This window comes from Psychrobacter sp. Ps6 (genome assembly GCF_022129235.1).
Lineage (GTDB): Bacteria > Pseudomonadota > Gammaproteobacteria > Pseudomonadales > Moraxellaceae > Psychrobacter.
This window is the reverse complement of sequence record NZ_JADQAI010000001.1, coordinates 1-14703: the sequence shown is the minus strand read 5'-3', so window position 1 is coordinate 14703 and position 14703 is coordinate 1. Positions and strand designations below refer to the sequence as shown.

10 protein-coding genes are annotated in these 14703 nt (G+C 42.7%); 3 read left to right on the top strand and 7 right to left on the bottom strand.

From position 1 onward, the window contains the following. Position 1: 1 nt before the first annotated feature. Genes I3255_RS00050 through I3255_RS00040 form a run of 3 tightly spaced genes read right to left on the bottom strand, consistent with a single transcriptional unit; the run spans position 2 to position 3478 of the window. Positions 2–904 carry a Na(+)-translocating NADH-quinone reductase subunit C gene (locus I3255_RS00050; RefSeq protein WP_238035770.1) on the bottom strand — a complete coding sequence of 301 codons (903 nt, stop codon included), beginning with the start codon at positions 902–904 and terminating at the stop codon, positions 2–4. Continuing rightward, positions 885–2120, bottom strand: a complete 1236-nt coding sequence (locus I3255_RS00045) for an NADH:ubiquinone reductase (Na(+)-transporting) subunit B (RefSeq protein WP_201602227.1) — start codon at positions 2118–2120, stop codon at positions 885–887. The genes I3255_RS00050 and I3255_RS00045 overlap by 20 nt, the downstream gene beginning before the upstream one ends. A 5-nt stretch (positions 2121–2125) precedes the next feature. After that, on the bottom strand, positions 2126–3478 hold the full coding sequence (locus tag I3255_RS00040; protein ID WP_238035769.1) for a Na(+)-translocating NADH-quinone reductase subunit A: 1353 nt from the start codon (positions 3476–3478) through the stop codon (positions 2126–2128). A 1085-nt stretch (positions 3479–4563) separates the two neighbouring features. Between I3255_RS00040 and hisA the strand changes: the two genes are divergently transcribed. The 3 genes from hisA to I3255_RS00025 all read left to right on the top strand — a co-directional run bounded on the left by hisA (position 4564) and on the right by I3255_RS00025 (position 7378). After that, positions 4564–5301, top strand: coding sequence for a 1-(5-phosphoribosyl)-5-[(5-phosphoribosylamino)methylideneamino]imidazole-4-carboxamide isomerase (gene hisA / locus I3255_RS00035; protein ID WP_238035768.1), 738 nt, complete (start codon positions 4564–4566; stop codon positions 5299–5301). 67 nt (positions 5302–5368) lie between these two features. Further along, positions 5369–6997 (top strand): mechanosensitive ion channel family protein, encoded by a 1629-nt coding sequence (locus I3255_RS00030; RefSeq protein ID WP_238035767.1) that lies wholly within the window; start codon positions 5369–5371, stop codon positions 6995–6997. Positions 6998–7078: 81 nt separating this feature from the next. Beyond that, entirely contained in the window at positions 7079–7378 is a 300-nt protein-coding gene (locus I3255_RS00025) for a hypothetical protein (RefSeq protein ID WP_238035766.1), read from the top strand. A gap of 91 nt (positions 7379–7469) precedes the next feature. On the opposite strand, the gene rnr is transcribed toward I3255_RS00025, so the two are convergent. From rnr to thrS, 4 genes are all read right to left on the bottom strand, one after another. Next, on the bottom strand, positions 7470–9746 hold the full coding sequence (rnr, locus tag I3255_RS00020; RefSeq protein WP_238035765.1) for a ribonuclease R: 2277 nt from the start codon (positions 9744–9746) through the stop codon (positions 7470–7472). Between the two features lie 137 nt (positions 9747–9883). Further along, positions 9884–11128: a toxic anion resistance protein gene (locus tag I3255_RS00015; RefSeq protein WP_238035764.1), complete on the bottom strand. Its 1245-nt coding sequence runs from the start codon at positions 11126–11128 to the stop codon at positions 9884–9886. Positions 11129–11462: 334 nt separating this feature from the next. Next, positions 11463–11966, bottom strand: a complete 504-nt coding sequence (infC, locus tag I3255_RS00010) for a translation initiation factor IF-3 (RefSeq protein WP_057762155.1) — start codon at positions 11964–11966, stop codon at positions 11463–11465. 23 nt (positions 11967–11989) lie between these two features. Continuing rightward, entirely contained in the window at positions 11990–13924 is a 1935-nt protein-coding gene (gene thrS / locus I3255_RS00005; protein WP_238035763.1) for a threonine--tRNA ligase, read from the bottom strand. Between the last annotated feature and the right edge of the window lie 779 nt (positions 13925–14703).

The window sequence follows — 14703 nt, the reverse complement described above, 5'->3', positions numbered from 1 at the left end:
GTTATGCCTCCTTGCCGTTTGCTACTGGTAGCGTGGCTGCCAATTCGGTTTTAGGTTGAGCTGCAGGCTTTGATTGATTTGCTTGTGTGTCTGCATTATCAAGTGTCTGGCCGCTCTGTTCACGTAGCATATCGAGATAAGGCTTATAGCCTTGCTCGCCTAACCAAAACTGAATCATATTACTGACGCCGCGGCTAGTCAGTGTTGCACCGCTGATGCCATCAACCCAGTTTTCTTTTGAATTACCGGCTTTAGTTACGCCTGTGGCAACGTCGCCATTGTCATCATAAGAGCGGATACCGTTCCACTTTGCGCGCCACTCTGGCTCTTCGATACGAGCGCCAAGACCCGGGGTTTCTTTATGCTCATAAAAACTGATACCTTTGATGGTGTTCATGTCACTTTCAAGCGTCAAGAAACCATAGATCGTACCCCAAAGTCCATAGCCTTGAATTGGCAAGACAATCAGCTCAGGCTTACCCGCGTCATCTTCTTTGACATAGACTTTAGCATATTTTGGCTTGCGGCCAATACCAGCAGGATCATTGTCACCCAAGTCTTCACTTAAGGCTTGATTTTTTGTCGCTTGACTGGCGTCATAAGCATTACGATCAGGAATACCAGCCGTTTTTAACTCATCGTCATCAAGGTAGTTGCCTTTATTTAGATCAATGATTTTGACATCAAAGTCTTTAAAACGTTCGGCAACATCATCTGCTGTATCAGATTCAGCATCGTATAGATCAGCAGCAACCAAAATATTTTTGTTACGATCTAAGCGCGCATTTTCGACTTGTGCTGGCTTTAGGCCAACGGCAGCTGCCGAGACCAATACGGAACACACCAAGCACAGCATCAAAGCCACACTAATGGTTTTTGCGTTATTACTTTTGGGCTTGGACATAACGAACCCTCCGAGCGGTTTGGCGTTTGATGTTTGCTTGGGTCACAAAATAATCAAACAGTGGAGCAAATAAGTTGGCAAACAAAATGGCCAGCATGATGCCTTCTGGGAAAGCAGGGTTAATGACACGAATCAATACGGTCATAAAACCAATCAAAATACCGTAAGCCCAGCGGCCTTTATTGGTATGCGCAGCTGAAACTGGATCGGTTGCCATAAACACAGCACCGAAAGCGAAACCACCGATCACTAAGTGCCAGTAGAACGGCAAGCTCATCATCATATTGTCATCAGAGCCAACCATATTGAACACAAGAGACGTAGCGATCAGACCAACCACACAACCTGCCATGATGCGCCAAGAAGCAATACGCGTCCAAAGCAACACCGCAGCACCCATTAGGATAGCTAACGTTGATACTTCACCGATACTACCTTGCATGTTGCCTAAGAATGCATCACTCCACGTGATCGCATTACCATAAACATCAACAAAGTCTTGAGGAACCACACCAAGCGCGGCAAGCCCAAGCGGGGTCGCACCTGAGAATCCATCTACTGCCGTCCATACTGAGTCACCAGACATATACGCTGGATAAGCAAAATATAGAAATGCACGGCCTGATAGGGCAGGGTTCAAGAAGTTTTTACCAGTACCACCGAACACTTCTTTTGCAACAACCACACCAAAGATAATACCAAGGGCAACTTGCCATAAAGGAATATCTGGTGGTAGGCATAGCGCAAACAGAACCGAGGTCACAAAGAAACCTTCGTTGACTTCATGCCCGCGGACGACCGCAAAGATAATCTCACAGAGAATACCGACAGCAAAAGTGACGATATAAATCGGCAAAAACTGCATGGCTCCGTAGACAAAGCTGGCCCAGATACTGTCTGGGTTATAGCCTGCCATGCTAGTGATAACTGTACGCCAGCCGTCAGGCTGCAAGCCAAGCTGTGCGATAGCAGTTAGTGCTTGATGACCGATGTTGTACATACCCCAGAACATTGCTGGGAACGTACATAGCCATACGGTAATCATAATACGTTTTAGATCAATCCCGTCACGCACATGCGATGACGCATAGGTGGTTGAGTCTGGTTGACGTAAAAACGTATCAAACATCTCAAAAATAGCGTAGTACTTTTCGTGTTTGCCGCCTTTAGTGAAAGATGGCTCCATACGATCGAACATATTGTGTAAAAATTTCATCGTGGTTAGCCCTCCAGCTCAATGCGCGTTAAGTTATCACGCAAAATATCACCGAACTCATATTTGCCAGGAGATACAAAGGTGCATAGTGCCAAGTCTTCTTCGTCCAACTCAAGTGCACCCAAATCAGTGGCGCTTAAGATGTCTTCGACAATCAAAGCACGTAACAATTGAGTAGGTAGGTAATCTTGAGGCATGACTTCTTCATAAACACCGATGGGTACCATGGCGCGAGGTGAGCCGTTACTTGTCGTGGTGAAATTGTATTTTTTGCCACCAAAGAACTGCGAAATATAGATGGGCAGTTTTGAGAAGCGGTTTTTACCTGGGCTAAAGAAGTGAAACGCTGGGCGCTCATGGCCTTCAGCTAGTACACTGATCTGATTATGAAAACGACCAAGATAAGCGATATTGTCAAACACTTTACGACCAGACAAAACTGAACCTGAGATAATACGGTTCTCGCCTGCCGCCAATTGACCTTTAGTCAATGCCGTAATATCAGCGCCGCGCTCGGTCGCAACCAAATGTGGCTTGGTAACCGCAGGACCAGCTAAACTCAGCATACGGCGTGTATACAGATGTCCAGTCGTGAACAGTTTACCAATCGCAATCACGTCTTGATATCCAATCGTCCATACGGTTACACCGCGCATGATTGGATGCAAAAAGTGAATGTGCGTACCAGCAAGACCTGCTGGATGTTTACCAGCAAAGGCGTGATACTCAGTGACATTATTGGTCGCAGTTTTTGCAACTGGCGTCAGCTGTGCATCGCCATGATAGCAGACAAAAGTCTTTGGCGTGAGTGTCGAAAGTACAGCAAGACCATCATTGAAGGCTTGTAGCTGCTCATTGATCACCAGCATTGGGTCAAGGGCTAATGGATTGGTATCCATTGCTGTGACAAAGATAGCGTGTGGACGAGCACCAATTTCTGGTGCACGGCTGTAGGGACGCGTACGAAACGCAGTCCATTCGCCAGAGGCAATCAGTTGGGTTTCAACGACTTCAGAGTCTAGGTCAGCAAGCTGCTGTGAGTCATAGCGCTCAAAGTCTATTTCTTCACCTTTTGGGTCGACCGCGATCACAAGACTTTCAAACACTCGGCGCTCACCGCGTTTAATCGCGACGACCTTACCAGCAGCAGGTGCAGTGTAGATGACGCCAACACGTTTTTTGTCTTCAAAAACGGGCTGACCTTTTGCTACGATGTCACCTTCTTTGACATTCATCGTAGGCTTCATGCCCACGTAGTCATAGCCAACAAGTGCTACATGTGTCGGTTGGTGCTCAGATATCTCGCGGGAGGGTTCACCGGTGATGGGCAAATCCAAACCTTTTTTGATGGTAATCATAAGCGAAAACTTAGTCCATAGTCTAAAACGATACCAGACGTCCTGTTTGGTACATCGGTAGCATGAACATTTATATCACTCAATAAAGCCTTCAATCATCTATTTCTATATTGAAATAGCGATGAAAGCTCTGTGAGGACAATACATAATCATAACTACTATTAAGAGTATTAACGCTGACCTTAGACTCCTTAACAACACGTTAATGTCTTATTCGAATTACCAAAGTGGCGACTGGCTACCAAGGTGTATGCTAAAACTATCGAATCAAAATCAATCACCAAAAGCACACTGCCAAAAGAGATTACTTTGAAAATAACAGCCTTATCACACGTTTCATTGAAATTAAAAACTTGTAACACCAGTATGATGGGCCACTTTTATCCAATCAGTATCGTTTAAAAATACGCGATTTTTTAGAAGTGTGACCAAACAACGATCTATTGAAGTAGATGATAAACTGGCTAAAAGGCAACCTAGATAAGCAAGCATCACGTCATTATTGTGAGCTGCTATAACTCTAGTCATAACTGTTCTAATATTGTTAGCTCGTGATAGGGATTTAAAAGGCAACCAATAGGGTTTAAGACTGCAGAATCGGTGGTATACAAGCTACCAGTTTAGATTTCTATTATAACCCTTTCTGGCAAAATATCAGTCAATATCATACAGATATATTTAGCCATTGCTCGTTGTATCTGAATCGTCTCAATATGCTACTAAGCAATAACGACTCAACAAAAAGCGTAACACCTGGTTACTATCACATAGAAACAAATAAAAATTTACCTAGGATTATACGCTAAATTGACCTAAAATTGCCAGTCAGTAATAGAATTTAACGAATGTTGGTGGTGATTCTACGTACTACAACTTATGGTTATGATTGTTTGGTTTTGATTGTATCCTGTCTCTATTTGAGCAGATTTCTGACCCATTTTATTTGGTTTTTTGAATCTGTCTATAATTTATACCGCGTTTGAGTGGTGTTTTCTATCGTTGTTTGATTCTCTAATATCGTTTCATTCTCAACAATGTAATTTACTAAATTTATTGCCAATATTGTGCTTTATAAGGAATGCTATATGTGTGCTGTGCCTGTTATTATCCCGGCCATTGATTTAAAAGATGGTAAATGTGTACGTTTAAAACAAGGCCGTATGGAAGATGATACGGTATTTTCTGATGATCCAGTCGCTATGGCTGCGCGTTGGGTAGATGAGGGCGCACGTCGTCTACATTTGGTCGATTTGAATGGTGCTTTTGATGGCGTGCCAGTACACAGACAAGTGGTCAATGATATTACCAAAGCATATCCGAACCTGCCTATTCAATTAGGTGGCGGCGTGCGTAATATGAATACTATTGAGCAATATATTACTGCCGGTCTGACTTACATTATTATTGGTACAAAAGCCGTTGAAGATCCAGATTTTGTTGCAGAAGCTTGCCGTGAATTTGCAGGGCACATTATCGTTGGTATCGATGCCAAAGACGGTATGGTAGCCACTCATGGTTGGGCCAATGTTACCGATACCAAGGCAACCGAGCTTGCCAAGCGTTTCGCTGATGTGGGTGTTTCTTCTATTGTGTATACTGATATTGCTCGTGATGGCATGATGCAAGGCGTGAATGCTGAACAAACCGTCAATTTGGCTCGCGAAGGCGGTCTACCGGTGATTGCATCAGGTGGCGTGACTGATATGAAAGACATCGAGCTGTTAAAGCCTTATGGTGATTGTATCGAAGGTATCATCACTGGTCGTGCTATTTATGAAGGCACGCTGAATTTGAGTGAAGCACAACGTTACTTAGATAGCTAACATAAGATAATTAATTGTCAGCACAAAGCTGAGCGCTGTAAAATCTATAAACAAGCAAAGGATGCTTATGGCCACTTATTTTGACCGTCGAATGATACGCCTTTCTATAAACGCGTGGGGTCAAATGCTGTTGCTGTTAAGCATCGTTTGTACATGGCCCGCCTACGCTGCTGGTGAAGAACTCTCTGGCATTGCAACCGCGCTAGGCGTGGAGAGTACAGAAGAGGCAACACCTGATAGTGATCCTGCGCCAGACGAGGAGGCATCAGAACCTGCCACCTCATTACCGACACCCGCTCCGCCACCAGTAATTAGTGGCGAGAGCACCAATAACGGTCAAATTGAAACCACACCCACCCCGCAAAAAGACAATGAAATCCGTCAGCGTATCAATGGTATTTTTTCTGAAATTGAAGGGTTACAGGCCGTCAATGTCAGTGTTAGCCAAGGTGTTGTCACGCTAACAGGGGAGACTGCCAACGAAAAAAAAGCGCAGCAAGCCATCAATCTGACCAACCGTTTGACAGATGTTGTTACGGTCGATGACAATATTAATCGAACGTTGGACGTTCAAGAGAATGTCTCGACGGTTTATCAAGGTCTAAAAGTACAATTAGAAAACCTCGTAAAGGCGTTACCTTTACTGCTAGTCGGTATCGTTATCTTTGCATTGGTGACATGGTTTGGCAGTTGGTTGTCGAATCGCAAAAGAATGTGGCAGCGCCTAACGCCCAATCCTTTTGTCGCTGAGCTGTTGTCGCAGACTGTAAAAGTCATTTTTATTATTTTTGGTCTTATCTTAGGCCTGAGTCTCATCGGGGCAGAAACAATTTTAGGTACTCTGCTTGGCGGTGCTGGAGTCATCGGTATTGCCGTTGGTTTTGCAGTCAAAGATACTATCGAAAACTATATCGCCTCCCTAATGCTGAGTATTCGTCAGCCATTTCGCGCACGTGATCAAGTGGTCATCAATGGGCAAGAGGGTATTGTCGTTCGTCTGACTTCACGTGCGACGATACTGATGACATTAGATGGCAATCAGTTGCGTATTCCGAATGCTGAAGTCTTTAAAGGTACCATTCTGAACTATACCAAAAACCCCGAGCGCCGCTTTACTTTTGAATTAGGCGTTGATGCGAATGATGATCCATTAGCAGCTATCAAAGTAGGACTGGATGCAATAGGTACGTTAGCATTTGTATTGGATGAGCCTAAAGCGATTGCCGTCATTATCAATGTCGGTGACTCTAATATCGTTTTAGAGTTTCAGGTTTGGGTAGATCAATCAGAGACAGATTTTGCCAAAGCGCGTAGTATTGCCATTCGCGAGACCAAACATGCATTAGAAAACGAAGGCTTTAGCTTACCTGAACCCATTTATCGTTTGCGGTTTAATGACAAATTAGAGAAAGCCATTGAACATATGCAGAACAGTACGAGCAGTGCTAAATCTGACATGACGATTACCTCAACCACGCCTGAGCCTACTTTGACTCATCAAAATAATGAGAATCCTATTGATGATAAAGATAAAAAACAAGCGAAGGCGCGAGCCAAAGTTATTTTGCAAGGCCGTAATGCTGATGAGGTTCTCGATGCCCGCCCTGATGACAAGCTGATGGAAAAGGTCGAGCAAGAGATTGCTCAAAGTTCGGACGAAACAGATTTGCTTAATAATAATAGTCCGCAAGAATAGTAAGAGATAGCAGGTTTAAAAGTAGGCACAAAAAGTGCAATGAAACTCGTATTTGGTCATTAATCAAAGTCGAGATTTTTTATGGAAATGAAGCATCTAATCATATTCGCCGTAATCGGCATCGTGGCATTGCTTGGTTTTAATATCATTAGTGGCAATAGTCACGAGAAAAACAGAGAGGTTGCCGTTAGCAGTACTGCCTCTGAACAGCCTACAGCAGCTGTATCTGATGCAGATAGCTCTAAGAATAGCTCTGCAAATATCGCCAGCACACCACTTGGTGAACAGCCAAAAGCCATGTTAGATAATGCAACCAATAAAATTGACCAAGCACAGCAATCTGAACAAGATCGCTTGGATCAGATAAATAACGCACAGTAAAAAAATTCAGCCTGTTATTAGGGGTAATAAAGCATAAAAAAGGGCCAACGTTATCGTTAGCCCTTTTTATTTATGGTACTACAGTTTCAGATTAGCTTTTTTTGCTAGATCCTCTACGGTTATTACTTCTCTTCGCAGGGCTTTTCTTAGGCTGATCTTTTTTTGCGGACTGCTTTTTTGTCTGATTCATGGCACTAGACTGCAGTTTTTCTTTTAAATCAAAGTCAATTTGCAATAGATCCATGTTGACGCCAGCAACCTGTACTTTGACCAAATCACCGAGTCCAAAGAGCGTGCCTTTGTCTTTACCAATGAGCTGTTGTTGCTGCTCATCATAAACGAAAAAGTCATCGCCAACGTTTGATATGTGTACCAGACCGTCAATGTATAAGTCAGTCAAGGTGACAAATAGACCAAAGTTAGTGACTGAGGTCACAACCCCTTCGAACTCTTCGCCAACATGATCAGTCATGTAGTGGCACTTAAGCCAAGATTCTACATAGCGCGATGCTTTTTCTGCACGGCGCTCTGTATCTGACGTCTGTGTACCAGCACCATCAAGAGAGAAGTCCATCACAGGCTGTTTGCTGTTCGTTACCTGAGCTTTAATACCGCGATGCAACATCAAATCTGGGTAGCGACGGATCGGCGAGGTAAAGTGGCTATATTCATCATAAGCCAAGCCAAAGTGACCAATATTGTCAGGCGCATAGTTTGCTTGCATCATCGAACGCAGCAACATGCTATGGATACTGATTGCATCTGGTCTATCTTTGGTCGCTTCGATAATGCGCTGATAATCCGCTTGCGTTGGATTCTCTTCTGGGAAAGGTAACCCAAAGTTTTTTGCATATTCGTGAATACGCATCGACTTCTCATTATCAGGCTTATCATGGTTACGATATAAGACTGGTAGCTCGTGCTTGAGCGCAAAGTTTGCAGCGCAGGTATTAGCAAGGAGCATACATTCTTCAATCAGCTTCTGAGAGTCACCACGAGTACGCGGTAAAATAGCGTCAATGCCACCTTTTTCGTTGAACTTGATGTACGTTTCAACCGTTTCAAATTCCATTGCATGACGTTCTTCACGCTTCTTAATCAGTAGCTCATAAAGCTGGTATAACGTATCGATGGATTTTTTGACGTCTTTGTTACCCGTTAATGATTTAGGAAGTCTCTTATCATTTGGATTGGCAAGATAGTCGTTCACTTGGTTGTAAGTTAAGCGTGCTTGCGAGTGAATCACTGACGGATAAAACTCATATCCTGTGACCTTGCCTGCGCGCGATATTTTGATATCAGCAACCATACATAAGCGATCTAGATTAGGGTTCAATGAGCATAGACCGTTAGATAGCACTTCAGGCAACATCGGAATCACGCGATGCGGGAAGTATACGGACGTGCCGCGCTCATAGGCATCTTGGTCCAGTGGTGAGTTTGGCGTGACATAGTAGCTGACATCCGCAATCGCAACCACGACACGGTAGTTACCACCTGAGCGCTTCTCAGCAAATACGGCATCATCAAAATCACGTGCATCTTCACCATCGATAGTGACAAGTGGCAGATGACGCAAATCTGTGCGACCTTTTATATCATTTTCAGTTGGTTCTTGATAATCAGAAGCTTGCTTGAGTGCCGCTTCACTGAAATCTGATGGAATATCATAGTTAAGAAGGGTCGTCTCAATAATCAATTCACGGTCGTTATCATCAGACAACACTTCAGTGATTTTACCAGTCCCAAATTCATGCTGGTTTGGCCAGTCAATGATATCGACTTTGACAGGCGCGCCTTGTTTAGCATTCAATGCCTGTACGTTGTCATCAGTAACCGTGATCGGTTGATGATTGTTTGGACTGCCAAGCTCAACACAATAGCCGTCTTCATCACGTGCAAGCGTACCGATGAAATTGTTTTGGCGGCGCTCGACTACATCAACAATACGACCTTCGGTACGACCGCGATTGTCTGTCGAGGTGCCGACAGCTGCTACCGTATCGCCATTGAATACCCAGCGCATCTGCTTTTCATGCAAAAACAAATCTGGCATATCACTTAGCACCACAAAACCAAAACCCTTTGGATGTGCAGATACCGTACCTGTAACGATATCTTGTTTAGTGACCGTGCGATAGCGATAAGGACGGCCTTCGCGGTTCACTTGTCCATCGCGTGCCATCGCCTTCAAGCGATTGCCCAAAGCATCAAACTGGTCAGGATCATCAATATTAAAGGCTTTTGCCAATTGCTGATGCGTGACTTCCCCATGCTCATTAATCGTGCTGAGTATCAGCTCACGACTAGGAATCGGGTTGTCATATTTTTTTGCCTCATTTGAGGCGTTTGGATCATTCCAACTCATAAATTACCGTATCTATTTTTAAAATTATTAATAGTGACTATCTTAACACGAACGACGGCGCAATATCTTGCGTCAATTGTCTTATGTGTCCTCGGTAGCAGGAAGCAGTCAGTTTTGATGACTGCTATGTGGACAAATCAAATGTCGATATCAATACTGTTTGATTGATTGGTGATCTTTTTGCTATCAAGCTCTTTTGAGACTTCTAATACCGTAGTCTGATTTGATTTATCCAAGTATTTTTGTGCTTTATCTACTTCAGTGGTCAAGGTATTGACCGTTTGCTTCATATTCTCTAGCGCTTCAATTTTATAATTACTAATCATATCCATCGTGTCATAGACATTATTGAAGGCATTCTGCAGTTTATCAAGCTCAATGCTACTGCTAGTCGCTTGTTCATGAATTTCACCTGACTGACGTTTAAGCATCGCTGAAGTTGATTCAATCAAACTACTGGTTGTTTTGTTCAATGCCGTAATTTGATCAAGTACCAATTTTTGATTGGTCATGGCTTGAGCAACTACCACCGCCGTACGTAGTGCTGAAACAGTGGTCGTCGTTGCACGATCAACCCCTTTAATCAGCTCTAAATTATTACGGCGAATGGTATCGAGCGCTAGATAACCTTGTACGTTGACAGCTAACTGGGTCAAGAAGTCAGTATTTTTTTGACGGACATAAAACAGCATCTCTTCCTTAATAATGCGGGCTTTCTCAGGATCTGTTGCCTCTATAGCATAAACTTTTTGCTCTAGTTGCTCATCAATCTTCTTGCCGACATAGATATATTGACGAATAGACTGCATCAACTCCCACATATTGACTTTCTCTTGCTCAATCATCGCATTGTCTTTGAGCAATTCGTCCTTACCGTTATATAAACTGGTGACAACAGCATTGATATGCGATTGAGCCGACTCGTATTGACGGAAATAATCTTGTACTTTATTACCGAATGGAATCAGACCGAATAGCTTACGTGAATTGGTCAGCTCTTTTTTGCTCGGATCTAAGTCCTCGACAATACCGCGCAACTCAGTTAGAGATTTGGCGATAGGGGAGTTATCAAACAAACTGTCATTGAGACTTTTGGCCGGTAGCTCCAGCATTCGATTAGAGACTTGCGCTGACTCACGAATTTCTTTCGTACCTAAATTATGAATAGATTGAACGTTTTGCTGAAACTCTGGACTGTGCACCGAGTTAGTAATCACGTGATCGACGAACGCATCAACTTTGGCATCGAGTTCTGGAATTTGGCTCTCATCCAACTTGACCATTTGATCGGCTTCACTTTTTTGTATTTCTTTGACAGGTTCAGGCGCTGTAAGAGAAATACTAGGAGTTGTGGCGTTTTCTGGTGGCGTCAATTCTTGCATGAAATTTCCTTTGATGTCGGCTAAAAGTAGTGTGTTTTATCCGTGACTCTAGCGGTCGCGATATACGTTATTGTTATACACTGACTAAAAATTTTGATAAATACTGATTAGCAAATATAAAACAGACCTTTAGACTACCGCGTAATCAAATAGTTGAGAAGGTAGATTTTGTAAAATAGCGTCAGCCAATTATATCTGGCTAAATACATTTAAAAGAGATAGTAGGCAGTCCAAATAATAAAAAACCATCAATATCCCGTAGCATATTGATGGTTAGAGTTATAAATAGCTATATGGACTAACAGCCACTACTCAAAGTAACCCAATGAACAGATTACTTTTTCTTTGTAGGTCCGAGCAACATACCCATTTGACGACCTTCCATCTTAGGATATTGTTCGACGTTTGAGATATCAGCAGTATCTTCAATGATACGATCAAGTTGTTTGCGACCGATGTCTTGGTGCGCCATTTCACGTCCGCGGAAACGGATGCTAATTTTAACTTTGTCTTGATCTTCCAAGAAGCTCACGATTTTTCTCAGTTTAACCTGATAATCGGCCTCTTCGGTACTAGGACGTAGCTTCATCTCTTTAAGCTGAGTCTGCTTTTGGTTTTTCTTAGCTTCTTTAGCCTTTTGCTTTTGATCATAGAGGAAATGTTTATAATCCATGATCTTACATACTGGCGGCTTAGCTTCAGGAACTAATTCAACCAAATCTAGGTTTTCATCACGTGCCGCTTTCATCGCGGTTGCGATATCAACCACACCCATTTGCTCGCCATCTTCTTTGACGAGACGGACTTCTTTGACGTTGATATCTTCGTTGATGTTCAAACGGTTGGACTGTTTAATAGGTATTACTCCTCATCTGTTTTTGGGGTCTGTCGGCCTTTTTTACTGACAGCGGTTTGTACTAATGTAATAAATTCAGAAACACTCATCACGCCAAGGTTCTCACCTTCGCGAGTTCGGACGTTAACACTGCCCGATTCCACTTCTTTATCCCCTAATACTAGCATATAGGGAATACGTTCTAATGTTTTCTCTCGTATCTTAAATCCAATCTTTTCGTTACGCAAGTCGCTAATAGCGCGCAAACCTGCATTTTTAAGCTCGCTAACCACGTTTTCACATGCATCAGCCTGTTTATCTGTGATATTCATGACCACAACTTGCTGTGGTGCTAGCCATACTGGCATCCAACCAGCATAGTTTTCGATCAAAATACCAATGAAGCGCTCGAATGAACCTAAGATTGCACGGTGCAACATAATAGGCACTTCGCGATCGTTTTGCTCATTGACGAACTCAGCATCGAGACGCTCAGGCATGTTTGGATCAACCTGAATGGTACCGCACTGCCAAATACGACCTAATGAATCCTTTAGACTAAACTCAATCTTTGGACCATAGAAAGCGCCTTCGCCAGGTAGATAATCCCAGTTTAGCCCTGAACTATCAAGCGCATCTGCCAACGCTTTTTCTGCAAAATCCCAAGACTCATCACTACCTACACGTTTTTCAGGACGAGTAGATAGCTTCATAATAATGTTATCAAAGCCAAAATCTTCATAAACAGCAAGCGTTAGCTTAATAAAGTCAGCAACTTCTTGTTGAATCTGCGACTGCGTACAGAAGATATGCGCATCATCTTGCGTAAATCCACGTACGCGCATTAAACCATGCAGCGAACCTGATGGCTCGTTACGATGACAAGAACCAAACTCGGCCATACGTAGTGGCAAGTCACGGTAAGACTTTAGGCCTTGATTAAACACTTGCACGTGGCAAGGGCAGTTCATCGGCTTTACCGCGTAATCACGGTTTTCACTAGAGGTCGTGAACATATTGGTTGCATAGTTGCCCCAATGTCCTGAGCGCTCCCACAAACTACGATCAACGATTTGTGGTGTCTTAATCTCTTGATAGCCATTATCGTATTGTACTTTGCGCATGTATTGCTCAAGCACTTGATAAATCGTCCAACCATTCGCATGCCAAAACACCATACCTGGCGCTTGCTCTTGCATATGAAATAGGTTTAACGCTTTACCAATTTTACGATGGTCACGCTTTTCTGCTTCTTCGATACGTTGGATATAAGCTTTTAACTGTTTCTTATCAGCCCACGCCGTACCATAGATACGTTGCAACTGCTCGTTTTTCGCATCACCGCGCCAATAAGCTCCTGACATTTTGGTCAGTTTAAATACTTTCAAAAAGCGAGTGTTTGGTACGTGCGGGCCACGGCACATGTCGACGTATTCTTGATGATGATACAGACCAAAGGCTTCTTCACCTGGCATATCATTAATTAGTTTTAGCTTATAGTCTTCGTTACGTGATTCAAATATCTTGATCGCTTCGGCACGTGGCGTCATTTTTTTAATAACGTCATAATCTTGCTTGATCAGCTCCATCATGCGTTTTTCAATAGCTTCCATGTGCTCAGGCGTAAATGGCGTTTCACTAAAGATATCGTAATAAAAACCATCATCAATAACAGGACCAATGACCATCTTCACATCAGGATATAATTGTTTCACTGCATGACCTAATAAGTGAGCGCATGAATGACGAATGATATCAACACCATCGTCATCTTTTGGCGTTACGATTTCAACGTTGGCATCAGCGACGATAGGATCGTGCGCATCTACTAGTTGACCATTGACACGTCCAGCAACTGTCGCTTTAGCGAGCCCTGTCCCAATACTTTGCGCCACTTCCATGACTGTTGTATGACCTTCGAAGTTTTTCACGCTACCATCGGGTAAAGTAATCGCTACCATAATCTATTCGCCTGTTATTGGGTCCGTTGGCAGTGATGATTGCAACAATCAATCATATAACCGTGAGACCGCATCAATTATATCTAATCGTTGTGATATATAGTGAGAGTGACACATTACTTGCAATACTTTCTACTGCTATATATTGTGGGTTTTATTGGTTATTCAAGAGTATCAAACCAAGACCGACATCATAGACAGAACCTTGTCATCTATCTAATATAGATAATCAGCAAAAATAAGTAATGTAATAAAAGGATGATTATAGCAAAAACCGTCTATCAACACTAGATAGCGAGGGATAGAGCCTTCAGCCCAATAAGAGATAAACTGCGAAAGTTATTTTTGAACATTTCACAATAGAATGTTGGCAAAACTATATAAAACTTGGCGATTAACCTTGTATATAGTGATGTTTGTATTAATCTCAACATTGGAGATATGAGTAGGAGTGCCTTAAAAGAGGTAGAAGATAATCCAAAGATAATAAACAGCACTACATATCCGATAAAATTATTAATCAGAGCAAACTTCAATTTGCCTTTTAAAGCAGCCAACCCCAACCTATTGAAAACACTTAAAATTTCAAATGGTTGTAAAATAAGTCCAAAAACATTAATAAAACAGGTTGACACAAAAATTAAACCCTCTATAATACGCCCTCATCAGACGGACTAGCGGCAACGAATATGTAAATTACATATTGATAACGCAGTTAACTTGGTGAAACAAATTATAAAAAAGCTTGACAATTCAAATCATTATGATAAGATAGTCGG